Source organism: Streptomyces sp. NPDC036813 (assembly GCF_055609245.1).
In genome coordinates, this window is the sequence record NZ_JBVJPV010000014.1 from 148010 (window position 1) to 171649 (window position 23640).

General features: G+C 73.3%; 22 protein-coding genes. 11 read left to right on the forward strand and 11 right to left on the reverse strand.

The window, feature by feature from the left end; all coding sequences use genetic code 11:
* Positions 1–68 precede the first annotated feature (68 nt).
* The 3 genes from ACZ67Q_RS27505 to ACZ67Q_RS27515 all read left to right on the forward strand — a co-directional run bounded on the left by ACZ67Q_RS27505 (position 69) and on the right by ACZ67Q_RS27515 (position 3287).
* A complete protein-coding gene (locus tag ACZ67Q_RS27505) occupies positions 69–1322 on the forward strand; it encodes an acyl-CoA dehydrogenase family protein (protein ID WP_471187207.1) in 1254 nt (417 codons plus the stop codon).
* A 164-nt stretch (positions 1323–1486) separates the two neighbouring features.
* A complete protein-coding gene (locus ACZ67Q_RS27510) occupies positions 1487–2590 on the forward strand; it encodes a glycoside hydrolase family protein (RefSeq protein ID WP_471187210.1) in 1104 nt (367 codons plus the stop codon).
* Positions 2591–2624: 34 nt separating this feature from the next.
* Entirely contained in the window at positions 2625–3287 is a 663-nt protein-coding gene (locus tag ACZ67Q_RS27515; RefSeq protein WP_471187213.1) for a thiaminase II/PqqC family protein, read from the forward strand.
* A gap of 64 nt (positions 3288–3351) precedes the next feature.
* Here ACZ67Q_RS27515 and ACZ67Q_RS27520 read toward each other — a convergent pair whose 3' ends face one another.
* The 5 genes from ACZ67Q_RS27520 to ACZ67Q_RS27540 all read right to left on the reverse strand — a co-directional run bounded on the left by ACZ67Q_RS27520 (position 3352) and on the right by ACZ67Q_RS27540 (position 8614).
* Positions 3352–3585: a DUF6213 family protein gene (locus tag ACZ67Q_RS27520; protein ID WP_361626307.1), complete on the reverse strand. Its 234-nt coding sequence runs from the start codon at positions 3583–3585 to the stop codon at positions 3352–3354.
* Positions 3586–3601: 16 nt separating this feature from the next.
* Positions 3602–4996, reverse strand: a complete 1395-nt coding sequence (locus tag ACZ67Q_RS27525; RefSeq protein ID WP_471187216.1) for an NADP-dependent succinic semialdehyde dehydrogenase — start codon at positions 4994–4996, stop codon at positions 3602–3604.
* A gap of 75 nt (positions 4997–5071) precedes the next feature.
* The gene (locus tag ACZ67Q_RS27530; protein ID WP_471187521.1) at positions 5072–5530 is read right to left on the reverse strand and encodes an NUDIX hydrolase; all 459 of its coding nucleotides are present in this window, start codon (positions 5528–5530) and stop codon (positions 5072–5074) included.
* 2 nt (positions 5531–5532) lie between these two features.
* Positions 5533–7071: an ATP-dependent DNA ligase gene (locus ACZ67Q_RS27535; RefSeq protein ID WP_471187219.1), complete on the reverse strand. Its 1539-nt coding sequence runs from the start codon at positions 7069–7071 to the stop codon at positions 5533–5535.
* 589 nt (positions 7072–7660) lie between these two features.
* Positions 7661–8614 (reverse strand): NAD(P)/FAD-dependent oxidoreductase, encoded by a 954-nt coding sequence (locus ACZ67Q_RS27540; RefSeq protein ID WP_471187222.1) that lies wholly within the window; start codon positions 8612–8614, stop codon positions 7661–7663.
* A gap of 84 nt (positions 8615–8698) precedes the next feature.
* Here ACZ67Q_RS27540 and ACZ67Q_RS27545 point away from each other — a divergent pair, with 84 nt between their 5' ends.
* The 6 genes from ACZ67Q_RS27545 (at position 8699) to ACZ67Q_RS27570 (ending at position 13956) form a co-directional block, all read left to right on the forward strand.
* Positions 8699–9271 (forward strand): helix-turn-helix domain-containing protein, encoded by a 573-nt coding sequence (locus tag ACZ67Q_RS27545; protein ID WP_471187225.1) that lies wholly within the window; start codon positions 8699–8701, stop codon positions 9269–9271.
* Positions 9272–9355: 84 nt separating this feature from the next.
* Positions 9356–10321, forward strand: coding sequence for an NADPH:quinone oxidoreductase family protein (locus ACZ67Q_RS27550; protein WP_471187228.1), 966 nt, complete (start codon positions 9356–9358; stop codon positions 10319–10321).
* Positions 10318–11499, forward strand: a complete 1182-nt coding sequence (locus ACZ67Q_RS27555) for an acyl-CoA dehydrogenase family protein (RefSeq protein WP_471187231.1) — start codon at positions 10318–10320, stop codon at positions 11497–11499. Before ACZ67Q_RS27550 ends, ACZ67Q_RS27555 begins: the two co-directional genes overlap by 4 nt.
* Positions 11496–12578: an acyl-CoA dehydrogenase family protein gene (locus ACZ67Q_RS27560; RefSeq protein WP_471187234.1), complete on the forward strand. Its 1083-nt coding sequence runs from the start codon at positions 11496–11498 to the stop codon at positions 12576–12578. Before ACZ67Q_RS27555 ends, ACZ67Q_RS27560 begins: the two co-directional genes overlap by 4 nt.
* Before the next feature lie 180 nt (positions 12579–12758).
* Positions 12759–13622, forward strand: a complete 864-nt coding sequence (locus tag ACZ67Q_RS27565; RefSeq protein WP_471187236.1) for a phosphatidylinositol-specific phospholipase C/glycerophosphodiester phosphodiesterase family protein — start codon at positions 12759–12761, stop codon at positions 13620–13622.
* Between the two features lie 139 nt (positions 13623–13761).
* Positions 13762–13956, forward strand: a complete 195-nt coding sequence (locus ACZ67Q_RS27570) for a hypothetical protein (RefSeq protein ID WP_366840100.1) — start codon at positions 13762–13764, stop codon at positions 13954–13956.
* Positions 13957–13968: 12 nt separating this feature from the next.
* On the opposite strand, the gene ACZ67Q_RS27575 is transcribed toward ACZ67Q_RS27570, so the two are convergent.
* A complete protein-coding gene (locus ACZ67Q_RS27575; protein WP_471187524.1) occupies positions 13969–15135 on the reverse strand; it encodes a phosphodiester glycosidase family protein in 1167 nt (388 codons plus the stop codon).
* A gap of 230 nt (positions 15136–15365) precedes the next feature.
* Positions 15366–15788: a PaaI family thioesterase gene (locus ACZ67Q_RS27580; RefSeq protein WP_471187239.1), complete on the reverse strand. Its 423-nt coding sequence runs from the start codon at positions 15786–15788 to the stop codon at positions 15366–15368.
* Positions 15789–15857: 69 nt separating this feature from the next.
* On the opposite strand from ACZ67Q_RS27580, the gene ACZ67Q_RS27585 reads away from it, so the two are divergent.
* Entirely contained in the window at positions 15858–16283 is a 426-nt protein-coding gene (locus ACZ67Q_RS27585) for a MarR family winged helix-turn-helix transcriptional regulator (protein WP_471187242.1), read from the forward strand.
* Between the two features lie 60 nt (positions 16284–16343).
* On the opposite strand, the gene ACZ67Q_RS27590 is transcribed toward ACZ67Q_RS27585, so the two are convergent.
* The 3 genes from ACZ67Q_RS27590 to xylB all read right to left on the reverse strand — a co-directional run bounded on the left by ACZ67Q_RS27590 (position 16344) and on the right by xylB (position 20336).
* Positions 16344–16943 carry an N-acetylmuramoyl-L-alanine amidase gene (locus tag ACZ67Q_RS27590; protein WP_471187527.1) on the reverse strand — a complete coding sequence of 200 codons (600 nt, stop codon included), beginning with the start codon at positions 16941–16943 and terminating at the stop codon, positions 16344–16346.
* A gap of 716 nt (positions 16944–17659) precedes the next feature.
* Positions 17660–18868: an ROK family protein gene (locus tag ACZ67Q_RS27595; protein ID WP_471187245.1), complete on the reverse strand. Its 1209-nt coding sequence runs from the start codon at positions 18866–18868 to the stop codon at positions 17660–17662.
* Positions 18869–18896: 28 nt separating this feature from the next.
* Positions 18897–20336: a xylulokinase gene (xylB, locus tag ACZ67Q_RS27600; protein ID WP_471187247.1), complete on the reverse strand. Its 1440-nt coding sequence runs from the start codon at positions 20334–20336 to the stop codon at positions 18897–18899.
* 151 nt (positions 20337–20487) lie between these two features.
* Between xylB and xylA the strand changes: the two genes are divergently transcribed.
* The gene (xylA, locus tag ACZ67Q_RS27605) at positions 20488–21654 is read left to right on the forward strand and encodes a xylose isomerase (RefSeq protein WP_471187250.1); all 1167 of its coding nucleotides are present in this window, start codon (positions 20488–20490) and stop codon (positions 21652–21654) included.
* Positions 21655–21880: 226 nt separating this feature from the next.
* Here the strand turns inward: xylA and ACZ67Q_RS27610 are convergent, their stop codons facing one another.
* Entirely contained in the window at positions 21881–23227 is a 1347-nt protein-coding gene (locus ACZ67Q_RS27610; protein WP_471187253.1) for an esterase-like activity of phytase family protein, read from the reverse strand.
* Positions 23228–23640 lie beyond the last annotated feature (413 nt).

The following is a 23640-nucleotide window of genomic DNA, read 5'->3' on the forward strand; positions in this document are numbered from 1 at the left end:
TCCTACCCGCCGGTAACAGACTCCTGTTACCGCAAGTAACACGCACGTGCGCCGCCGCTGGAGGGGACATGGCCGAGTTCACCATGGAGCTCAACGACGAACAGAAGGAGGTCCGGGACTGGCTCCACGGTTTCGCCGCCGACGTGATCCGCCCCGCGGCCGCCGAATGGGACGAGCGTGAGGAGACTCCCTGGCCGGTCATCCAGGAGGCCGCCAAGGTCGGCATCTACTCCCTCGACTTCTACGCGCAGCAGTACTTCGACCCCACCGGCCTCGGCATCCCCATGGCGATGGAGGAGCTGTTCTGGGGCGACGCGGGCATCGCCCTGTCGATCGTCGGCACCGGCCTCGCCGCCGTGGGCGTCCTCGCCAACGGCACCGAGGAGCAGATCGGCACCTGGATCCCGCAGATGTACGGCGACGCCGGCGACGTCAAGGTCGCCGCGTTCTGCTCCTCCGAGCCCGACGCCGGCTCGGACGTCGCCTCCATGCGTACCCGGGCGGTCTACGACGAGGCCAAGGACGAGTGGGTGATCAACGGCACGAAGACCTGGGCGACCAACGGCGGCATCGCCAACGTCCACGTCGTCGTCGCCGTCGTCGACCCGGAGCTCGGCTCCAAGGGCCACGCGTCCTTCATCATCCCGCCGGGCACCCCGGGCCTCGCCCAGGGCCAGAAGTTCAAGAAGCACGGCATCCGCGCCTCGCACACCGCCGAGGTCATCCTCGACAACGTGCGCGTGCCCGGCTCCTGCCTGCTGGGCGGCAAGGAGAAGCTGGACGAGCGGCTGGCCCGGGCCCGCGAGAAGGCCAAGCAGGGCGGCGTGGGGGTCCCCCCGGCCGGAGGCTGGGGGAGGGTGAAGAACGCGGCGATGGCCACCTTCGAGGCGTCCCGCCCGGCCGTCGGAGCGATGGCGGTCGGCACCGCGCGGGCCGCGTACGAGGTCGCTCTGGACTACGCCATGACGCGTGAGCAGTTCGGCCGCCCGATCATCGACAACCAGGGCGTCGCCTTCCAGCTCGCCGACATGCGCACCCAGATCGACGCCGCCCGCCTGCTGGTGTGGCGCGCCTCCTGGATGGCCGTCAACGGCAAGCCCTTCACCGCGGCCGAGGGCTCCATGTCCAAGCTGTTCGCCAGCGAGACCGCCAAGAAGGTCACCGCCCAGGCCATCCAGATCCTCGGCGGCAACGGCTACACCCGGGAGTACCCGGTGGAGCGCATGCACCGCGACAGCGCGATCTACACCATCTTCGAGGGCACCAGCGAGATCCAGCGCCTGGTCATCGCCCGCACCCTCGCCGGGATGCCGATCCGCTGACCACCCGTCAGCGCACACCCCTCGAAAGCCCCCCGGCACCGCCGGGGGGCTTTCCCGGTGCACCGCGCCCTGGCACATCGCTGGAACGGGTGCAGTTGCCGGTTCATGACGATCAGTCAGCGTTCTCCGCCGGTAGGGTCGGGCCTCCCGAAAGGAGGTCAGGCGTGCCCGCTCGTGTCCGCGCCATCCTGGCCACGGTCATCCTCGCCGCCGCCGCGCTCCTCGGCGCCGGTTCCCCGGCGCTCGCCGGTGCAGCCGCCCCCCGCCCCTTCGTGATCGAGGGCCTCGACCTGCACGACGCCACCGTCAAACGCTTCGGCAACCGGTACTACATGTACGGCTCGATGTACGCCTGCGGCTTCGAGTGGTACGTGAACAACACGCCCTGGTGCGGATTCGGCGTCTCCACGGCGAGCCGCCCGCAGGGCCCGTGGAGCGCGCCCAAGCCGCTGTTCGCCCCCGACTCCGAGGACCCGTACGCGAAGCGCAGCTGGCAGGCCACGTGCGGCGGGACCGGACAGGGCTGCTTCAACCCGCGCATGATCCAGCGCACCGGCTGGGGCCTGAACGACGGCGCCTTCCTGCTGTGGTTCAACGCGCCGCGCCACCACACCCAGTACAAGGTCAACGCGTACAACGTCATGACCTGCGCCGGGCCGGCCGGCCCCTGCGGCCCGGCCGCCGCGAACGGCACCTACACCAAGCCGACGCTCGACGTCTGCGCCGGCAACGGGGACTTCGGCATCATCGAACGGACCGGAACCCGCCCGGCGATCGTGTGCACCATGCCGGGGGAGACCGCCCTCAACATCGAGGAACTCAACACCCGGGGCGACGGCGGCACCGGCGTCGGCGTCCAGGGCGTCGCTGGCCTCACCCACATCGAAGGCCCCGGCGGCTTCTGGAACGCCGCACACCGCACCTACGTGCTCACCTACTCCGACCAGGGCTGCGGCTACTGCGCCGGCACCCCCACCAGCTACGCCACCGCGCCCTCCCTGTACTCCGGATGGACCGCGCCCGGCAACGTCGGCTGGGGCGCCCCCGTCTACGGCCGGCGTGTCATCAACGGCACCTCCTGCGGCGGTCAGCCCCGTACCGTCACGGTCCTCGACGGGCAGCCCTGGCAGATCGTCGACCTGTGGCGCGGCACCCGCAACGAGGCCCAGGCCGGAACGCTGCTGGCCCCGCTCTCCTATCACCCCACCCAGGGCACACCCGGCGACGGCAAGCGCTGGATCCCGCCCGTCAGCTACTCGTGCAGCTGAGCGGCTCCCTCGGGAGTCCTCGGGGAAGGACGCCATGACCGGCACCGCCCGGGACCTGCTGGAGACGACCACGCGCGCGCTCGCCCCCGACCGGGCGTCCAACACCCTGGTGCCGCTGATCGCCCGCGGCGAGGCGAGCCGCGACATCCTGGCCGCGCTCGCCCTGGAGCAGGCACTGGTGATCCCCGCCGACCGCCGCGCCTTCGGTCACCTGGCCGAACGCGCGGCGGGGGATCCCGAGTCCGCGGCGTTCTTCCGGCTGCTCGCCGACGGCGAAGCCCTGGCCGAGGAACGGCTCGCGGCGTTCGCCGAGGCGTGCGGCGTGGACGCGGCACGCTCGGCCGCGTACCGGCCACGGCCCGGCTGCCAGGCCTATCCCGCCTACGTCGCCTGGCTCGCGCTCAATGCCGAACCGGCCGACGCGGTGCTGGCGCTCAGCGCCAACTTCTCGGCGTGGGGCGGCTACTGCGCGACCATCGCCGACGGGCTGCGGCGTCATTACGGCTTCGCGGACGAGGCGTGCGGATTCTTCGACTTCTTCGCCGCGCCGGCTCCCGATCTGGACCGGCAGGCGGAGGCCGCCGTGCGGGCGGGGCTGGCGGCGGGACGCCTCGACCCGGACCAGGCATACCGCCACGGCGGGCTGCTCCAGGCGTACGAGGCGATGTTCTGGGCGGCGCTCGGCCGGCCGGTCTGAGCCCGGACAGTCGGTCTGAGCCAGGCCGGCCGGTCCGAGCCCGGACAGCCGGCCTGAAGAAGCCCTACGGCGCGCCGCTGCTGTGCGCGATGCACGCCACGTCGATCCGGTCGGCGAGCTTCGCGAGCTCGATCGTCAGCGCCGCCACCGTGTCCTCGTCGAGCCCGCTCTCCCCGGCCTCCACGAGCCGCACCCACCGCGTGCCGACCGTGCGGAGCAGTTTGCTCACGTCGGCGGCGGTCACCTGGAGGTTCCCGCGGTCGTCGACGATCAGAGGCAGAGTCACTTCGCGGTTCACATCCGGGATCGTAGCCTCACGCACCCTGCCACACGGTGGTGATGTTGCAGAACTCGCGGATTCCGTGCCCGGACAGCTCACGCCCGTACCCCGATCGTTTGATCCCGCCGAACGGGAACGCCGGGTGCGAGGCCGTCATGCCGTTGACGAACACGCTGCCCGCCTCCAGATCCCGGACGAACCGGTCGACGTCGGACTCGTCGCGCGTCCACACGTTCGAACTCAGCCCGAAGGGTGAGTCGTTGGCGATCAGTACCGCCTCGTCCAGGTCGCTCGCCCGGTACAGCGTGGCGACCGGCCCGAACGCCTCCTCGCGGTGGATGCGCATCTCCCGCGTCACCCCGGCGAGCACGGTCGGCGGGTAGTACCAGCCGGGCAGTTCGGGCCGGCGCAGCCGATGACCGCCGCACAGCGCGCTCGCCCCGCTGCGGGTGGCGTCGTCGACCAGTTCCTCCAGGTCGTCCCGGCCCTGTTCGCTGGCGAGCGGCCCGACGTCGGTGTCCTCGTCCATCGGGTCGCCGACCTTCAGCGCCTGCATCCCGGCGACGAACTTCTCCGCGAACGCGTCGTAGACGTCCGTGTGCACGATGAACCGCTTCGCGGCGATGCAGGACTGGCCGTTGTTCTGCACGCGCGCGGTGACGGCGACCTCGGCGGCCCGGTCCAGATCGGCGGACGGCATCACGATGTAGGGGTCGCTGCCGCCCAGCTCCAGCACCGTCTTCTTGATCATCTCACCGGCGGTGGAGGCGACCGCCCGGCCCGCCGGCTCGCTGCCGGTCAGCGTCGCCGCCCTGACCCGCTCGTCCCGCAGGACGTCGTCGACCTGAGCGGATCCGATCAGCAGCGTCTGGAAGCAGCCCTCGGGGAAGCCCGCACGGTGGAACAGGTCCTCCAGGTACAGGGCCGTCCGGGGGACGTTCGAGGCGTGCTTGAGCAGCCCGACGTTCCCCGCCATGAGCGCGGGCGCGGCGAACCGCACCACCTGCCACAGCGGGAAGTTCCACGGCATCACCGCCAGCACCGGACCGAGCGGCCGGTAGCGCACCCGCACACGCGTGGCCCCGGAGTCCTTCACATCCGTCTCGCCGGGCTCCTCGTCGGCGAGGAGGGCCTCCGCGTGCTCGGCGTACCAGCGCATCGCCTTCGCGCACTTGGCGACCTCCGCCCGGGCCTGCTTGATCGGCTTGCCCATCTCCGTGGTCAGCATGCGACCGGCGTCCTGCTGGTCGGCGTCAAGGAGGTCGGCGGCCTTGGTCAGCAGGCGGGCACGGTCGGCGAAAGAGGTGGTGCGATAGGTGCGGAAGGTGGCCTCGGCGAGCTGGAGCCGGCGCTCGATCTCCTCCTCGTCCATGGCCTCGTACGTCTTGAGCGTCTCACCGTTCGCAGGATTCACCGTTGCGATGGGCATGACCGACCTCCCTCGGAGCGGGTGTGCTTAGACCTTCGCGCGCGGCCGGGGCGACCGCAACGCGTACGCATCTGCTCAGGTCGAGTGCTCCGCCAAGCGGTCGAGAAACGCCGTCTGGGCGCGGACGATCACCTCGCGCGCCCGCTCCAGCCCGAACCACGCCACCCGGTCAAGCTCCGGGAACTCCTGCATCCGCCCCGAGCGCGGCGGCCACTCCATGACGAACGTGCCGGGCGTGACGGCGTCCGGATCGAGGTCCCCCTCGACCGCCCACGCCGTGACCACCTTCCCGCCGCTCTGCCGCACCTCGCCGAGCGCGACGGCCTCCCCGTCGGGCGGGGCGACGCCCAGCTCCTCCCGGAACTCGCGGCGCGCGGCGTCCCAGGCTGGCTCGTCGGGGTCGTACTCGCCCTTGACGACGGTCCACGCGCCGGCGTCCTTCTTCGCGAAGAACGGGCCACCCATGTGCCCGAGCAGCACCTGGAGTCCGCCGGGCTTGCGGCGGAACAGCAGCAGGCCCGCGCTGTGCCTCACCGTCACGGGTGCACCTGCGGGTGGGCGGCGAGCAGGGTGTCGACGGTGTCGGCGTCCTCGGGGCGTTTGTCCTCGCGGTAGCGCAGCACGCGGGCGAAGCGCAGCGTGACGCCGGCCGGGTAGCGGGTGGAGCGCTGCAGTCCGTCGTAGGCGATCTCGACGACGAGTTCGGGGCGTACGGTCACGCCCCAGCCCTTGTGCTCCACGGCCAGCTCCGTCAGCCGCTCGGTCTGCCAGGCGAGCATCGCGTCCGTCATGCCCTTGAACGTCTTGCCGAGCATCGCGAAACCACCGTCGGCGGTGCGGGCGCCGAGGTGCAGATTGGACAGCTTGCCGGTGCGGCGGCCATGGCCCCACTCGGCGGCCAGCACCACCAGGTCCAGGGTGTGCACCGGCTTGACCTTCAGCCAGGAGGCGCCGCGCCGGCCCGCGCTGTAGGGGGCGTCGAGAGCCTTGACGACGACGCCCTCGTGACCGCGCTCCAGGGTCTCGGCGAGGAAGGCTTCCGCCTCCGGGACGTCCTCGTCCCCCTGCGCCAAGGTCCGCCGCACCCGCATCGGCTCGGGCACCAGCCGCGCCAGCTCCGCGTGCCGTTCGGCGAACGGCAGGTCCAGCAGATCACGGCCGTCCACCGCGAGCACGTCGAAGAAGACGGGGGAGACGGGCACCGCACCGGCGGCGGTCGCCACGTCCACCCGGGAGCCGACGCGCCCGGCGATCTCCTGGAAGGAGCGCGGCCTGCCGTCCGCGTCGAAGGCGATGACCTCCCCGTCGAGCACGAACCGCTCGCCGCGCAGCTCCCGCGCCGCCCGCGTCAGCTCAGGCAGCCGGTCGGTGATGTCGTCGAGGGTGCGCGTGTACAGCCGTACGTCGTCGCCGTCGCGATGCACCTGCACCCGGATGCCGTCCAGTTTCTCCTCGACGGCGCAGGCACCCAGCTTGCCGACCGCCTCGGCGACCGACGACGCGGTGTGCGCGAGCATCGGCAGCACCGGACGCCCGACGGTCAGCCGGAATCGCTCCAACGCGGCCGGACCGTCGGCCAGCAGCGCCTCGGCGACCGTCTGCAGCGACCCGGCCAGCATCACCGCCCGCCGCACGTCCGCCGCCGGCGCGCCCGTCGCCTCCGCCAGCCCCTCCACGGCGAGCGCGTCGAGGGCGCCCTGACGGACCTCGCCGGTGAGCAGACCGACGAGGAAGCGCTGCTCGTCCTCGGTGGCCGCGCCCATCAGCTCCTCGACCAGCCGGGCCCGCTCGGCCTGCGACCCGGCCCCGGACACCTTGCCCAGCTCGCTGAGCCGAGCGTCGACCTCGCGCACGGTCAGGCTGGGCTCGGCAGCGGGCTCGACGGCCCGGCTCAGCACCTTCCAGCCGATCCCGAGCCGCCCCTGCGGCAACCGCCCGGCGAGGTAGGGAATGACGATCGGCACGTCCGCCGCTTCCGCGTCCCGGAACAGCCCGGCCAGCAAGGCGGCCTTCCGCGACCGCGAGGCCGTGGCGGCAACCTCCTGGGACACCTGGGCAAGTCGCTGCAACAGCATGCAGTCATGGTGCACCGGGGAGGACCGGCTCACACCTGGGGCCCCACAGCCGGCCAGGCACCGACGACGGGCCGCAGCCGCCGACGGCGGGAAGGGGCCGGGGGGGTGTCCGCCCGCAGCGTCCGGCACCGGCACAGGTCGCCGTACCAAGGAACGGGCGGCCGGACCGAGGACGGACACCCCCCACCCCGGCCCCGCCCGACAACGCACCGCAGGCGCGACAGCAACCGCCCACGCACCCGCACGGGCCGCCGCAGGCACAAAAGGGGCGCGGGGAACGGCGGCGACCAACCCCACCGGCCCGCACCCAGAACACGACCCAGCGCCGCAGGCACCCGCACCGATCGCCCACCCAGCGCCGCAGGCACCGGCACCCGATCGCTCACCCCGCGCCGCAGGCACCGGCACCCGATCGCTCACCCCGCGCCGCAGGCACCGGCACCCGATCGCTCACCCCGCGCCGCAGGCACGGGATCGCTCACCCCGCGCCGCAGGCACCGGCACCCGAACGGCACCCCGCGCCGCAGGCACCGGCACCCGAACGGCACCCCGCGCCGCAGGCAGCCGCCCCCGCCCGCAGGCATCGCCCTCACCCCCGAACCGGCACCGCGTCCAGGTCCGCGAAAAGGATCTCCCCGTTGATCGCCGCACCCGCGCGGTACCCACGGCTCGCCGCGTTGATCACCTGCTCGGCGAAGCCCGACGCGTTGCCGGCCGCCCACAGGCCGGCGACGGTCGTGAGACCGCGCTCGTCGATCACCGGATACGAGCCGAACGGGGTCTCCCGCAGCTCGGCCCCCAGCCGCCGGAGCAGATCGGTGCGCGGCACCGCGCGCGGCGCCAGGAAGAGCACCGACCGCTCGTGCACCCCTCCGTCCGCGAGCCGTACACCGGTCAGCCGGTCCTCCTCGACCACCAGCCCCGCGACCTCGCCCGTCACCACCGTCACCCCCGCCGCCGCCAGCCGGCGCACGTCGTCGCCGGACAGGTCGTCCTCGGCCACCCGGTGCAGGAAGAACGTCACGTCCTTGGACCACTGGGACACCATCAACGCCTGATGCGCGCTCAGCGCGCTCGTCGCCAGCACGCCGAACGGCTGGTCGCGCACCTCCCAGCCGTGGCAGTACGGGCAGTGCAGCACGTCCCGCCCCCAGCGCTCGGCGACGCCGGGAACGTCCGGCAGCTCGTCCTCCAGACCCGTGGCCACCACCAGGTGCCGGGCACGCACAGTGCGGCCGTTCGCCAGCCGTACGGCGAACCCGCCGTCCTCGCGCGTCGCGTCCACCGCCCGGTCCCGGATCAGTTCGACGCCGTACCGTGCGATCTCCTCGCGGCCCACGGCCAGGAACTCGGCGGGCGGCATCCCGTCCCGGGACAGGAAGCCCTGCATATGAGCGGCGGGCGCGTTGCGCGGCTCGCCCGCGTCGACGACGAGCGTGCGGCGCCGGGCCCGGCCCAGCACCAGCGCGGCGGACAGCCCGGCCGCGCCGCCCCCGACGACGACCACTTCATACGTCTCGGTCATGGTGCCTGTGTCGGTCATGGTGACCACCTCCGCCCCGACGGTGACCCGGACGATCCGGAAACGACAAACGTCTTTGCCGGTTCGGCAAGACACAATGGAGGCATGACGACGGACGAGGTTCTCGCGGGCGTCGGCCCGAGACTGCGCAGGATCCGCAAGGAGCGGGAGGTGACACTGGCGGCGCTCTCGGAGGCGACCGGCATCTCCGTCTCCACGCTGTCCCGGCTGGAGTCCGGCCTGCGCAGACCCAGCCTGGAGCTGCTGCTGCCGATCGCGCAGGCGCACCAGGTCCCGCTGGACCAGCTGGTCGGCGCACCACCGGTCGGCGACCCCCGGGTGCGGGCGAAGCCGATCACCCGCGGCGGTCGGACGCTGTACCCGCTGAGCCGGCAGCCGGGCGGGCTGCAGGCCTACAAGATGGTCGAGCCGCAGCGCGCCGAGCAGCCCGATCTGCGCACGCACGAGGGCTACGAGTGGCTGTTCGTGCTCTCCGGGAAGCTGCGTCTGGTGCTGGGTGAGCACGACGTCGTGCTCGCGCCGGGGGAGGCCGCCGAGTTCGACACCCGGGTGCCGCACTGGTTCGGTTCGACGGGGGAGGGGCCGGTGGAGTTCCTCAGCCTCTTCGGCCCGCAGGGCGAGCGGATGCACGTCCGGGCGCGGCCGAAGCGGGGGTGACCCACGAGACTGTTCCCTGAATGGCAAGCGACCGCTTAGTATGCGGTGAACCCGACGGACGAAGCAGTCTTGTGGAGGCCCCGCATGCAGGCATGGCAGGTGCACGAGAACGGTGAACCGAGCGAGGTGATGCGCCTCGCGGACGTGGAGCGCCCCACGCCCGGCGACGGCCAGGTCCTGCTCAGGGTGCGCGCCGCGAACATCAACTTCCCGGACGCACTGCTGTGCCGGGGCCAGTACCAGATCCGGCCGCCGCTGCCGTTCACGCCCGGGGTGGAGATCTGCGGCGAGACCGAGGACGGCCGCCGCGTCATCGCCAACCCGGCCCTGCCGTACGGCGGTTTCGCCGAGTACGCCGTCGCGGACGCCGCCGCCCTGCTGCCCGCTCCCGACGCGCTGGACGACGCGGAGGCGGCCGCCCTGCACATCGGCTACCAGACCGGCTGGTTCGGCCTGCACCGCCGGGCCGCTCTCCAGGCCGGCGAGACCCTGCTCGTCCACGCCGCCGCAGGAGGGGTCGGCAGCGCGGCCGTGCAGCTCGGCAAGGCCGCCGGCGCCACCGTCATCGGTGTCGTGGGCGGCGCCGAGAAGGCCTCCGTCGCCCGGGAACTGGGCTGTGACGTGGTGATCGACCGCCGCGCCGAGGACGTCGTCGCCGCCGTCAAGGAGGCCACCGGCGGCCGCGGCGCCGACGTGATCTACGACCCTGTCGGCGGCGACGCCTACACCCAGTCCACCAAGGTCGTCGCCTTCGAGGGCCGGATCGTCGTGGTCGGCTTCGCGAGCGGCACCATCCCCAGCCCCGGCCTCAACCACGCGCTGGTGAAGAACTACTCGATCCTCGGCCTGCACTGGGGCCTGTACAACACCAAGAACCCGGGGCTCGTCCTCCAGTGCCACGAGCAGCTCACCGAGCTGGCCGCCAAGGGCGCGATCAAGCCGCTGGTGAGCGAGCGGGTGCCGCTCGCCGAGGCCGCGGCAGGCGTGCAGAAGGTGGCGGACGGCCGCAGCACCGGCCGGATCGCCGTGGTGACGGAGGGAGCGGCATGACCGACGCCGAGGAACTGCGCCGCCGTACACGGGAACTGCTGGCCGCGCACCCGCCCGCGACGACGGCCCGCCTGGACTTCCTGCGCGCCCGCTTCGACGCCGGTCTCGCCTGGGTCCACTACCCCGAGGGCCTCGGTGGCCTCGGTGCCCCGCGCTCCCTGCAGGGCGTGGTGGACGCCGAGCTGGCCGCCGCGGGCGCCCCGGACAACGACCCGCGCCGCAACGGCATCGGCCTCGGCATGGCCGCGCCGACGATCCTCAAGTACGGCACCGAGGAGCAGAAGCAGCGCTTCCTGAGGCCCCTGTGGACCGGCGAGGAGGTCTGGTGCCAGCTGTTCAGCGAGCCCGGCGCCGGTTCCGACCTGGCCGCGCTCGGCACCCGCGCCGTACGCGAGGGCGACGAGTGGGTGGTCAACGGGCAGAAGGTGTGGACGTCCGGCGCGCACAACGCCCGCTGGGCCATCCTGATCGCCCGGACCGATCCGAACGTGCCGAAGCACGCCGGCATCACCTACTTCGCCTGCGACATGACCGACCCCGGTGTCGATGTCCGGCCGCTGCGCCAGATCACCGGCGAGGCCGAGTTCAACGAGGTCTTCCTCACCGACGTCCGTATCCCCGACGCCCACCGCCTCGGCGAGGTCGGCGACGGCTGGCGGGTCGCGCAGACCACGCTCAACAACGAGCGCGTGGCCATCGGCGGCATGGCGCTGCCCCGCGAGGGCGGCATGATCGGCAAGGTCGCGGCGACCTGGCGTGAACGCCCCGGACTGCGCACCCACGACCTGCATCAGCGGCTGCTGAAGCTGTGGGTCGAGGCCGAGGTCGCCCGCCTCACGGGTGAACGCCTGCGCCAGCAGCTCGTCGCCGGCCAGCCCGGCCCCGAGGGTGCCGGCATGAAGCTCGCCTTCGCCCGCCTCAACCAGGAGATCAGCGGCCTGGAAGTCGAACTGCGCGGACCGGAAGGCCTGTTGTACGACGACTGGACACTGCGCCGCCCCGAACTGGTCGACTTCACCGGCCGCGACGCCGGGTACCGCTATCTGCGCTCCAAGGGCAACAGCATCGAGGGCGGGACCAGCGAGGTCCTGCTCAACATCGTCGCCGAGCGCGTCCTCGGCCTGCCCTCCGAGCCGCGCACCGACAAGGACGTCGCCTGGAAGGACCTGTCCCGATGAGCACACAGCCCGACCTGCTGTACTCCGATGAGGAAGAGGCGCTGCGGGCCGCCGTCCGGGACCTGCTCACCGACCACTGCGCCCCGGCCGACGTGATCGCCCGCGTGGAGACCGGCACGCCGCACGACCGCGCCCTGTGGAAGGCCCTCGCCGAGACCATGGGCCTGGCCGGGCTGCTGGTGCCCGAGGAGCAGGGCGGCCAGGGCGCCTCGCACCGCGAGGCCGCCGTCGTGCTGGAGGAGCTGGGCCGCGCGGTCGCGCCGGTGCCGTACCTGACCAGTGCCGTCGTCGCCACCGAGGCGCTGCTGGCCTGCGGTGACGCGGAGCTGCTCGGCGCCCTGGCCTCCGGCCGCACCATCGGTGCCCTCGCCGTGGGCCTGCACCTCGCGCCGGGCGCCGCGTTCCCCGCCGTACGTGTGCAGGACGGGCTGCTGCACGGCGAGCTGACGGGCATCGCCGACGCTTCGGCCGCCGACGTCCTGCTCGTGCCGGGCGAGGACGGCGCTCTGTACGCCGTGGACGCGGACGCCGCCACCGTCACCACCCAGGTGTCGCTGGACCTGACCCGGCCGGTGGCGACCGTACGGCTGGACGGCGCCCCCGGCCGCCGTATCGGCGACGCCGGACCCGCCGTACGACGGGCCCTGCGCGCCGCGGCCGGACTGCTCGCCTCCGAGCAACTGGGCGTCGCCGACTGGACGCTGACCGAGACCGTGCGCTACCTGAAGGAACGCAAGCAGTTCAACCGGCCCGTCGGCGGCTTCCAGGCGCTCAAGCACCGCCTCGCCCAGCTGTGGCTGGAAGTCGTCAACCTCCGGGCGGCCGCCCGCGGTGCCGCCGACGCCCTCGCGACGGACACGGACACCGACGTGGCGGTCGCCGTCGCGCAGGCGTACGCGGCGCCCGTGGCCGTGCACGCCGCCGAGGAGGCGCTGCAACTGCACGGCGGCATCGGCATGACCTGGGAACACCCCGTCCACCTGTACCTCAAGCGGGCCAAGGCCGACGCGATCGCCTACGGCACGGCCGGCACGCACCGCGAGGCACTGGCCGTACTCGTCGACCTCCGGGCCCCCTGACGCACCACCCCGAGTGAAGCCCGCCCCACCAGGGGCGGGCTCTTTCGTGTGCCCCGAGGAAAGCCGGTGAACCAGGGGCGGCTGTTCGGCCAACTCCTGCCCAGGCCCGAGCCTTTGACGGACCCGTGACCTCATACTCACTGAGGCTTTTTTCGATCCGGTCCTCCTGGGAGGCAGAGCATGGCCCTCACCACCCGCCGCGGAGCCCTCACCACTCTCGGTGCCGCCCTCGCCGGCACCGTCGCGCTGCCCGCGTCGCGGTCGCTCGCCGCTGAGCGTCGCCGTGGTGCGCACCCGTTGTGGAACGCTCACGCCCACAACGACTACGAGCACCCGCGCCCCCTCCTCGACGCGCTCGACCACCGCTTCGGCAGCGTCGAGGCGGACATCTTCCTCGTCGGCGACCAGCTCCTCGTCGCCCACGACACGGTCGACCTCGACCCGTCCCGCACCCTGGAGGCCCTCTACCTCGCCCCGCTCGCCGCCCGCGTCCACGCCCAGGGCGGCTCGGTCTACCGCGGTGACCGCGAGCCGCTTCAGCTGCTCATCGACATCAAGACCGAGGGCTCCTCCACCTACCGGGAACTCGACCGCCATCTCAGCCGCTACCGGCACCTGTTCACGACGTACGCCCACGGCCGCGTCCACCCGGGGCCGGTCACCGCGGTCGTCTCCGGCGACCGGGCGGCGCGCGCCCCGATGGAGGCACAGACCGTCCGGCACGCGTTCTACGACGGCCGGCTCACCGACCTCGGCAGCGCCGCGCCCGCCTCCTTCGTCCCGCTGATCAGCGACAACTGGACGCTGAACTTCACCTGGCAGGGGACCGGCGCCTTCCCCGACCCCGAGCGCGCCAAGCTGCGCGGCATCGTCGCCCAGGCGCACGGACGCGGGCAGCGGGTGCGGTTCTGGGCCACCCCCGACACGCCCGGCCCCGCCCGGGACGCGCTGTGGACGGAACTGCTCGCCGCCGGCGTCGACTACCTCAACACGGACGACCTCGCCGGAGCCGAAGCCTTCCTGGACGCCCACCGCACCCGGTGACACCACCCGTTCGGGGGACACGTCAGCCACCCGGGTCATCCCTCGCCTACGCCACACTTGCGGCCGAACGCCGTGAAACGGACGGGCGTGCAAGGGCGTGGCGTCGCGTCGTGCGGCGTCGTGGCGGAGGAGGCCGACGATGGCGATTTCCATCTCAGTGGTGCTGCTGCTCCTGGTCCTGGCGGTGATCTTCATCCGCAACGGCGGACTGAAGATCAGTCACGCGCTGGTCTGCCTGCTGCTGGGCTTCTACCTCGCCAGCACGAGCATGGCGCCGACCATCCAGAGCGGGCTCACGGCCACCGCCGACATCGTCGGCAGCCTGCGGCCGTGAGCCCGCCGGTCCTCACCGGCCGACGAACACACCGATGCCGTTCGGGACGGGCCGCTCGGCGCCTCCGGTGGGGTGGTTGCGCACGGACACGGCCGTCTCGCCCGGTGCCCGGGCCACCAGCGTGGTGGACCCGCCGCCGTCCAGGCTGAACCCCTCGCGGGCACCCAGCCCGCGCAACGCCTCGGCCACCTCGGCGACGGTCAGCCCCGTCCGGTACTCGGCGGCGCCGTCCAGGGCGAACAGCAGCACCCGCCGCCCGCCGTCGGCAAGCCCCACAGCGGTGCGCACGGCGGCCGTGGTGTCGTCCAGCCCCGGCAACGGCCGCCCGCCGGTGAGCAGCGGATAGCCACCGAGCGCGAAGTGGTACGGCACCCCGCTCCCGGCGGCGACCAGCCGGTGCGTCACGCTCACCCGCTCGCCCTCAACCAGCTTCCGCAGCCACTGCGCACCGGCCTCCCGGCCGACCAGCACGGTCGTCCCGCGTGCGACGGGCCCACCGCCCGGTGTTTCGGACGCGGCGACCACCCGTCCCTGACGGACGGTCACCTCGTAGGTGTCGGTGCTGCACGGTGCGGCCCGCTCGGTGTCCGTTCCGCAGGTCGCCCGCTTTCGGGAGGCACCGCCCCACTCGGCGGTGAACGCGCCGACGGAACCCACCGGCAGGGCGTACTGGTTCAGCCCGCCGAGCGGCAGCGTGCCGTGCGGGGTGCGGACCGAGCCGCGCAGGCTCAGCCGCCCCATGCGGGCCCGCCGGTCGGTACCCGTGCCGAGGACGTCCTCGGTGGTGGTGCCGGGCGGCAGTGCGGGCCCGAACCGCTGCCCGTCCGGCACCGCCGCCTTCAGCACGTGCCCGGCCGCGATCGCCGGGCCCACGCTCGCCCCGGTCGCGTCCACGCCCGGGTGCTGGGTCTCGGTGATGTTGAAGAAGTCGCCGTTGACGCCCGCGACCGCACCCTCGGCGTCGGCCAGCCGCGAGACGGGCGCCCGCGCGGCCACCGCGCCCGGGTACAGCAGCCCGAGGTGCACCTTGGCGTTTCGCAGGTCCACGCTCAGCACATGTGCGTGCGTGGGGCCCTTGGCACCCTGGATGTCGAACTCCTCGTACACCACGCCCGGCGCGACCGGCGTCCCCGGCTCGGCGGCACCGGCCGGCGCCGCGCCCGCCAGCGCCGCTCCCATCAGTGTGCCGAGCGCCGCGAGGAGCGTCAGCACCGATCTGCCCCGTGGGTTGCTCTTCTGACGTGCCGTCACCAGGCCCCCTGAAGTCGCGTCAACTGTTCCAGGACACCAGGGAAGTGCACCAGATGACGCATGCCCGCGCGGCATACACGGGGCGACTGCACGAGATCGGGTGAGAAAACAGGGCCTGTCGGGGGCTGCTGCTCAGGACAGGGGCCGTGCGTTCGGTGTCACGACCCGCCGGTCACCGAGATCGTGCCCTGGGCCACCGCGCACAGTGTCTCGGTGCCGTCCTCGCCGGTCGTGGTGAGATCGCACCGGCACACCACCCGGCTCCGCCCGGCCCGCACCACGCGGGCGTGCGCCCGCAGCACCGCGCCCTGGGCCGGGCGCAGATAGTCGATGGTGAACCCGGCGGTGATCACCCCGGTGCCCACCGCGCTGCCGGCGGCGAAGGTCAGGGCGTTGTCCGCGGCGTAACTCAGCACGCCCCCGTGCACGAAGCCGTACTGCTGGCGCAGGTCCTCGCGGATGTCCAGCTCCAGCGTCGCCTCGCCGTCGCCGAAGGCGACCAGCCGGGCGCCGAGCAGCACGCTGAAGGGCTGCTCCGCCAGCACCTTGCGCGCCTCTTCCAGACCGGACAGATCATGCACTTCGCGGCTCCTCACTTCGGTAGTGAAGTGAGCCTGGCCGCGGACCCGTCCCTCTGTCAAGATCAACCCATGTCCGAGCCTGACCTGCGTCTGTTCTTCCTGCTCCAGCGGGCGGCCCACCAGCTGCGCACCGCCGCCGACCGGCGCCTGCTGGAGGCCGCCGGCATCACGACCGCACAGCTCGGTGCCCTCTTCGCCGTCCGTGATCGGCCGGGCCTCACCCAGCGGGAACTCGCCGGCACCCTCGGCCTGCGCGAGTCCGCCGTGACCGGCCTGGTGGGACGGCTCACCACGGCCGGCCTCGTCGAGCGCCGAGCGCATCCCAGCGAACACCGCGCCGTGGTCCTGGAGCTGACGGACACCGGACGCGAGGTGCTGCGGGCCGCCCGGCCGGAGATCGATCGCACCAACGCCGAACTGCGGGAACTGCTCGGCGAGGAGGGCTTCACAGGGACCGCGGCGGCGCTGGCGCGGCTGATGGAGTGGGGGCGGTGAGGTGCGCGCCGCCGCGCCGGGCCCTGTCCCGGAGTGTGCCGCCGTCCTGGTGCCGTCCCGTCAGGCGAAGTTGACCAGCCGGATGTAGCGCACCCAGTCCCAGTTCGGTCCCGGGTCCGTGTGGTCGGTGCCCGGCACCTCGTAGTGGCCGAGGATGTGCGCACGGTCCTTCGGGATGCCGTAGCGGTCGCAGATAGCCGCCGTGAGTCTCGCGGACTGCTCGTACAGGGCGTTGGTGAAGTAGGCCGGCTTGTCGACCCATCCCTCGTGCTCGATTCCGATGCTGCGCGTGTTGTAGTCCCAGTTCCCCGCGTGCCAGGCGATGTCCTTCTCCCGGACGCACTGGGCCACGTGCCCGTCGGAGGAGCGCACGACGTAGTGGGCGGACACTTTCTTCTGGGGGTTCTGGAAGATGGACAGGGTGGTGGCGTACGTCTCCTGGGTGACGTGGATGATCACGTAGTCCAGGGGATAGGAGGCCGGCCGGCTGGACGCCGTGTAGTTCGAGCTGCTCGCCGGCTGCCACTCGGCGGGCGGGTAGTCGACGGCCTGCGCCTGGGCGCCGGCCCGGGCGGCTGGGAGCAGGGCGGAGGAGGCGGCGGCGAGAGCGGCGCCGGTGAGGAGCCGTCGCCTGCTGGGAAGCGGTCGTGACCGTTCCATGAGCGATGCCTTTCGATGGGGGGAGGGTGCCCGGCCGCCGTACGGCAGGCCGGGGTCGGCGCTCAGGATCCTGTGGTCGTTGATCGAGTCGTCCATCGGGTCGTCCATCGGGTCACGCTCCGTCATGCGCGCGGGGCGGGAGGCGAGTTCACCGCGCGGGACGGGGCGACGACCGACTTCACGGTACGACCGTCGCGGTGCGGGCAGAAGAGGACGGCGCCGGGTCGGTGGACGGTGCAGGCATTGGGGACAACGTGATCACCCGTTCGGGCGAACTGGCTTGGGGGTGCCGGGTGCCGGGTGCCGGGTGGCGGGTGGCGGGCTGCTGGGCTGCTGAGTCGCCGGGGTGTCCGGCTGCTGGGCTGCTGGTCCACTGGGCCGCGGGGGTGTCGGTCCGCGGGGGTGTCGGGCCGCAGGGCGCCGGGTGAGCGGGGCGTGGAGCTGCCGGTGGGTGGCGGTGGCGGGGGTGGGTCGCACGCAGGTTGGCCGGGTGGGGCCGGGTCGCATGGTGGCCGGGCGGCCGGCGGCCGGGTGGCCGGGTGGCCGGGTCCTCGGGCCTTGGAGTCGCCGGATCGGCGAGCCGGATCAGTGAGCCTCGGAGTCGCCGGGGCGCCGGGTGGCCGGGCTGCCGAGTCGCCGGGGCGCGCCGAGTCGTCGGGCCGCCTGGCACGCTGGGCCGTCTGGCGCCCGTTCGCCGGGCGCCGGGGCGCCGTGGGTCAGGCGCGTTCCGCCACCTGTGCCGGGTCGTCCAGCACCGCGCGCACCACCGAGTGCGCCGCGCCCAGCAGCGGCCCCTGCGGTCCCAGCCGGGACACCGAGACCGGGCAGGCCCGTCCGGCCGTGCGCCGGTCGAGTTCCTCCCGCAGCGCCGGCAGCAGCCACGGGGCGAGACCGGCCAGCGCACCGCCCAGCACGACGGCTTCGGGGTCGAGCAGGTTGACCGCACCTGTCAGGGCGATGCCGAGCGCCACGCCGGCCTCCCGAAGGGCCCGCCGCACCGCCTCGTCGCCGCCCGCGGCCCGCTCGGCGAGCAGCCCCACCCGGTCCTCGCCCGCCTCGACGCCGGCCGCCCGCAGCACCGCTTCCTCACCGGCGTACTGCTCCAGGCATCCGTGGCCGCCGCAACCGCAGGCCGGGCCGTCGGGGTGGACCGGCACATGCCCCAGCTCGCCCGCGAAGCCGCGCGCCCCGCGCAGCAGCCGCCCGTCCACGACCACCGCCGCACCGATGCCGATCTCGGCCGAGACGTGCAGGAAGTCCCGGGGTGTGCTCTCGCCGAGCCACAGCTCGGCCAGGCCGCCGAAGTTGGCCTCGTTGTCCACGACCAGCGGGACGTCGCCCGGCAGCAGCGGGCCGAGGTCGGTGTCGCGCCAGTCGAGGTTCGGGGCCCGCACGACCGTGCGCCCGTCCGGGGCGACGAGGCCGGGCACCGCCACGGCGAGTCCCGCAGGCCACAGGCCCTCGCCCTCGGCCTCGGCGACGACCTGCCGGATCAGGTCGGCCAGCTCGGCGAGGACGGGCTCGGGGGAGCGGTCCCGGTTCGTGCCGTGCCGTTCGGCCCGGGCCCGCACCTGGCCGCGCAGATCCACGGCGCAGACGGCCAGATGGTCGACGCCTACCTCCGCGCCGATCCCGGCGGGACCGCGATCGCTGACGGCGAGAGCCGAGCCCGGCCGGCCGACCCGTCCGGGCCGTTCGGGGCCCAGCTCCTGCAGCAGTCCGGTGCGTATCAGCTCGTCGACGAGCGTGGACACCGCCGCCCGCGTCAGGCCGATGCGGGAGGCGACCGCGGCGCGGGAGAGCGGGCCCTGGGCGCTGACCGTGTGCATCACCCGGGACAGGTTGCGGCGGCGCATGCCCTGCTGCGTGTCGGGCAGCGCGCGTCCCGGGGACGCCGGGTGGGTCTCGTGCAGCGGTGCGGTCATGCCGGAAGCCGGTCCTCGGTCGATGTCGTCAGCGAGTCCCCCGCCCGAGCAGCGGGGACGCGTCGGAGAGTACCCCGGAGATCCTGCTCAGCGTCTCCTCGTCCCGTTCCACGGCCTCCAGCACCGGCCCGCGGGCGGTGTCCCAGCGTCGGGCCACGGCGGCAGGGTCCTCGCCGGTGAGCAGGCCGGCCGCCTGGGCCGCCGCGCCGAGCGCCACCAGTTCCCGGGCCTCGGGCACCTGTACCGGGCGGCCCGACAGCCGTCGTACCGTCTGCTGCCAGGCCGTACCGCGGGCGCCGCCGCCGATCAGCAGGAGCGGGGCGCTGCGGTCCGCGTCCTCGTCGAGGACCAGGTCGAGCGCGCCGAGCAGGGCGTGCACGGCGCCGTCGTAGGCGGCCTGCAACAGCTGGCCGGCGGTCGTGTCGTGGCGCAGGCCCAGCAGCAGACCCGAGGCGTCCGGGAGGTTCGGCGTGCGCTCGCCGTCCAGGTAGGGCAGCAGGGTGACGCCGGCGGCGGGCTCGACGGCCTCGCGGTCCAGGCCCAGCAGGGCGGCGACGCGGTCGACGGCGAGCGTGCAGTTCAGGGTGCAGGCCAGCGGCAGCCAGTCGCCGCGGGCGTCGGCGAAACCCGCCACGGTGCCGGTGGGGTCGGCGGGGCGGCGCCGGGACACCGCGTACACCGTGCCGGAGGTGCCGAGGCTCATCACCGGCGTACCGGGACGCAGTCCGAGCCCCAGCGCGGCGGCCGCGTTGTCGCCGGTGCCCGCCGCGACGAGGGTGCCCTTGGAGAACGGCAGGTCGTGGTGTTCGCGGACCGTGCCGGCGATCTCTCCGGGGTGCACCACGCGCGGCAGCAGCGCCGGGTCCAGGCCCACGCGCGCGAGGATCTCCTCGTCGTACGCCTCGCTCGTGGAGGACCACCAGCCGGTCCCCGACACGTCGCCGCGGTCGGTGGTGCCCTGGCCGGTGAGCCGCTCGGTCAGGTAGTCGTGCGGCAGGCGCACCGCGCGGGTCGCGCGCACCGCCTCCGGCTCGTGCTCGGCGAGCCAGGCCCACTTCGTCACCGTGAACGACGCGGTGGGCACGCTTCCGGTGCGCTCGGCCCAGAACTTCGTCCCGCCCAACTCCTCGATGAGCCGACGGGCCTGCGGTGCCGAGCGGACGTCGTTCCACAGCAGGGCCGGGCGGACCGGCTCCCCGTGCTCGTCCAGGGTGACCAGGCCGTGCTGCTGCCCGCCGATCGAGACGGCGGCGGCCTCGTGCGCGGGCTCGCCGCACTGGCGCAGCGCCTCGCACAGCGCGTCCCACCACTGCCGGGGGTCGCTCTCGCGGCCCGCGCCGGAGGAGACCGTGTGCGGCGCCTGGCCGCTCGCGACGATCTGGCCGGTGGACGCGTCGACGACCAGCGCCTTGGTGGACTGCGTGGACGTGTCCACGCCGACGACGAGCGGACCCTCGGCTGCTGACATCGTGCTCTCCCTCTCGCTGCGACTGGGGACGGCGTGCCCCTTGTCTTTTCCCCCTGGTGCGTGGGCATACTAATTTGTAAAGCGCCATGACGAAATAGTCGCGAGCACGAGACATGAGCGCGCGACAAGAGCAACAGCAAGGAGCCGTGGCATGAACTACCAGCCCACCCCCGAGGACAGGTTCACGTTCGGTCTGTGGACCGTCGGCTGGCAGGGCAGGGACCCCTTCGGGGACGCCACCCGTGCCGCCCTGGACCCGGTCGAGACGGTGCGGCGCCTTGCCGAGCTGGGCGCGTACGGGGTGACCTTCCACGACGACGACCTGATCCCCTTCGGCTCCACCGACACCGAGCGCGAGGCGGTCGTCAAGCGCTTCCGGCAGACGCTGGACGCGACCGGCATGAAGGTCCCGATGGCGACCACGAACCTGTTCACCCACCCGGTGTTCAAGGACGGCGCCTTCACCGCCAACGACCGCGACGTGCGCCGCTACGCGCTGCGCAAGACCATCCGCAACATCGACCTCGCCGTCGAGCTGGGCGCCGAGGTCTACGTCGCCTGGGGCGGCCGCGAGGGCGCCGAGTCCGGCGCGGCCAAGGACGTGCGCGTGGCGCTGGAGCGGATGAAGGAGGCCTTCGACCTCCTGGGCGAGTACGTCACCGAGCAGGGCTACGACCTGCGCTTCGCCATCGAGCCCAAGCCCAATGAGCCGCGCGGCGACATCCTGCTGCCCACCGTCGGCCACGCGCTCGCGTTCATCGAGCGCCTGGAGCGCCCCGAGCTGTACGGCGTGAACCCCGAAGTCGGGCACGAGCAGATGGCCGGGCTGAACTTCCCGCACGGCATCGCGCAGGCCCTGTGGGCGGGCAAGCTGTTCCACATCGACCTCAACGGCCAGTCCGGCATCAAGTACGACCAGGACCTGCGCTTCGGCGCCGGTGATCTGCGTGCCGCGTTCTGGCTCGTCGACCTGCTGGAGAGCGCCGGCTACGCCGGTCCGCGGCACTTCGACTTCAAGCCGCCGCGCACCGAGGACCTCGACGGCGTGTGGGCCTCCGCCGCGGGCTGCATGCGCAACTACCTCATCCTCAAGGAGCGCGCCGCCGCGTTCCGTGGCGACCCGGAGGTGCAGCAGGCGCTGCGCGACGCCCGGCTGGACCAGCTCGCCCAGCCCACCGCCGGCGACGGCCTGGCGGCCCTGCTCGCCGACCGCACCGCCTTCGAGGACTTCGACGTCGAGGCGGCGGCCGCCCGCGGCATGGCCTTCGAGCACCTCGACCAGCTCGCCATGGACCACCTGCTGGGGGCGCGTGGCTGACCGGCGGATGTGTGGCGGGGGCGGCATGCGGCTCACCGCCGGATGTGGGGCGTGGCGCTGAGCGCCGGATGTGTGGCGGGGGTGGCCTGGCGCTGAGCGCCGGATGTGTGGCCCGGTGCCATGCGGCCGGCTGCCGGAGCGTGGTGGGGCGGCACACGTGTGTGCCGCCCCGAGCGGCGGTGGCGGGGTGTGTCCTGCCGACGGGTGGTGCCGCGTGCGGCGCTGCCTACAGCGTGTGCGGCAGGCGCAGACAGACCACGGTCGTCTTCACGCCGCTGTCCACCAGCCGGCCGTGCGCGTCGAAGGCGCCGGTACCGTCGGTCATCCCGAAGTCGTTGTCGTTGATCAGGGCGAGCGTGTCGTGGTCCACGCGCGCGACGCCCTCGATCTTCCCGGGCACGCCGGCCACCGTGCCCAGGTCCACCACGAGACGCTTGCGCAGCACCGGGACGCCCGCGGCCGCCGGGTCGTCGAGCTGCTCCAGCGACGGCGACGTCGTGTCGTCGTCCCAGCGGCCGCCGAGGACGTCCGCCGAGCGCTCCAGGCGGACCAGCTGCAGCCGGGCCGTCCTGTCGGTGCGCTCCTCGACCAGCAGCCGGTCACCGCCCACGGCGACCACGGAGGAGATCTTCAGCTCCGAGGTGTCGTCCTCGCCCGGGTCCACCACGCCGACCGGGTCGAAGCGGTAGGCGTACTCGGCCGTCACCACCTGCCTCCTCGGCGAGAAGCGCAGCAGCCGCGTGGTGCGCGAGGACTCGCCCGCGGCCGTGTCCGGCAGCGACAGCGGGCTCTGCAGCGCCATCACGAGGTCACCGCCCGGCAGTTGCGCCAGCCCCTCGAACCCGCGGTTGATCTTCCGGTGCAGCAGGACGGACGGCAGGGCCTCCACCACGGGATAGTCGGTCCCGGTCAGGTGCAGACCCCTGGGTACGTACCGGGTGAGGACCTCGCCGCCCGCCGAGACGTGGACCAGCGAGGGCCCGTACTCGTCGACGAGCCAGAAGGTCCCGTCCGCCGCCCGCACGACCCCTTCGGTGTCCAGCCCGTTCGGGTCGTAGGACAGCGGCGTCTTCGCGTCGTAGGAGTACGGTGCCTCGTCGCGGCCCTGCTGGTTCGGCAGACCGGTGACGGGGCGACCGGACGCCGTGGTGATCGGGACGGCCTTCAGCACCCGCACGGTGCCGCCCTGCACGCGGATCTTCACGATCGCCGGGTCGAAGCCCGGGACCGGGAACGTGCGGCGCTTGCTGCCGTTCACCTTGATCTGGCCGTTGGGCCCGCGGTCCGTCACCGTCCAGAACTCGCCCTTGCGGCCCGCCGGGTAGATGTCGCTGCCGATACCGCCGAGGTTCACCCCGCGGTCGTCGTCCACCGTGCCCGGCAGCAGCGCGTTGCTGAACTCACCGAGCGGGAGGTCGCCGAGCGTCGCCGTCCGCGTGACGTGGGCGTTACCGTCACCGGGGGGAGCGGACGCGGCCGGATGGGCCGCGGCGAGTGCGGCCAGCACGGCGAGGGGAACGCCCGCCGCGAGGGAGCGGTGGACACGGCGCCGGCCGGCGGCGTACGGGGACATCGGGCCTCCTGGAGACAAGTTCACTGACTGTCGCCAGAGTTGGGGCCGGTACCTAACGCCGCACGGCCGTGGGGTGAACACCGAGCGTCGAGCGCTCATCGGGACGGGCCGCGGCGGCCGTTGCGGATCGGGTTGTGGCTGGTCGCGTTCGCCTGGGGCGGCGGGTTCTGTTTCGGCTGCGGGCCGGTGGGGGTCGGTCGCGCCGTTCCGTGCGCCCCTTTGTGCGCGCGGCGGCCCGTTGCGGTGCGTGGTGGGCTGGTGTGGCGCCTGGGGTGCGTTGTGGGTCGAGGACGGGGTGGGGGTGCTCCGTCCTCGCTCCGGCCGGCTGTTCCCGACGAGGGGCGCCCGGTGCCGGTGCCGGACCCTGCGGGCGGATGCCCCCCGCCCCTTGCCGTCGTCGGCGCCCGCGGGTC

Bases quoted from the DNA above. Each gene is read 5' to 3' on its own strand.
- ACZ67Q_RS27555 (WP_471187231.1), top strand. From the start codon at position 10,318: ATGACCGACGCCGAGGAACTGCGCCGCCGTACACGGGAACTGCTGGCC.
- ACZ67Q_RS27550 (WP_471187228.1), top strand. From the start codon at position 9,356: ATGCAGGCATGGCAGGTGCACGAGAACGGTGAACCGAGCGAGGTGATG.
- ACZ67Q_RS27535 (WP_471187219.1), bottom strand. From the start codon at position 7,071: ATGCTGTTGCAGCGACTTGCCCAGGTGTCCCAGGAGGTTGCCGCCACG.
- ACZ67Q_RS27545 (WP_471187225.1), top strand. From the start codon at position 8,699: ATGACGACGGACGAGGTTCTCGCGGGCGTCGGCCCGAGACTGCGCAGG.
- xylB (WP_471187247.1), bottom strand. From the start codon at position 20,336: ATGTCAGCAGCCGAGGGTCCGCTCGTCGTCGGCGTGGACACGTCCACG.
- ACZ67Q_RS27590 (WP_471187527.1), bottom strand. From the start codon at position 16,943: ATGGAACGGTCACGACCGCTTCCCAGCAGGCGACGGCTCCTCACCGGC.
- ACZ67Q_RS27570 (WP_366840100.1), top strand. From the start codon at position 13,762: ATGGCGATTTCCATCTCAGTGGTGCTGCTGCTCCTGGTCCTGGCGGTG.
- ACZ67Q_RS27575 (WP_471187524.1), bottom strand. From the start codon at position 15,135: ATGGGAGCGGCGCTGGCGGGCGCGGCGCCGGCCGGTGCCGCCGAGCCG.
- ACZ67Q_RS27565 (WP_471187236.1), top strand. From the start codon at position 12,759: ATGGCCCTCACCACCCGCCGCGGAGCCCTCACCACTCTCGGTGCCGCC.
- ACZ67Q_RS27525 (WP_471187216.1), bottom strand. From the start codon at position 4,996: ATGCCCATCGCAACGGTGAATCCTGCGAACGGTGAGACGCTCAAGACG.
- ACZ67Q_RS27585 (WP_471187242.1), top strand. From the start codon at position 15,858: ATGTCCGAGCCTGACCTGCGTCTGTTCTTCCTGCTCCAGCGGGCGGCC.
- ACZ67Q_RS27610 (WP_471187253.1), bottom strand. From the start codon at position 23,227: ATGTCCCCGTACGCCGCCGGCCGGCGCCGTGTCCACCGCTCCCTCGCG.
- xylA (WP_471187250.1), top strand. From the start codon at position 20,488: ATGAACTACCAGCCCACCCCCGAGGACAGGTTCACGTTCGGTCTGTGG.
- ACZ67Q_RS27540 (WP_471187222.1), bottom strand. From the start codon at position 8,614: ATGACCGACACAGGCACCATGACCGAGACGTATGAAGTGGTCGTCGTC.
- ACZ67Q_RS27515 (WP_471187213.1), top strand. From the start codon at position 2,625: ATGACCGGCACCGCCCGGGACCTGCTGGAGACGACCACGCGCGCGCTC.
- ACZ67Q_RS27595 (WP_471187245.1), bottom strand. From the start codon at position 18,868: ATGACCGCACCGCTGCACGAGACCCACCCGGCGTCCCCGGGACGCGCG.
- ACZ67Q_RS27505 (WP_471187207.1), top strand. From the start codon at position 69: ATGGCCGAGTTCACCATGGAGCTCAACGACGAACAGAAGGAGGTCCGG.
- ACZ67Q_RS27560 (WP_471187234.1), top strand. From the start codon at position 11,496: ATGAGCACACAGCCCGACCTGCTGTACTCCGATGAGGAAGAGGCGCTG.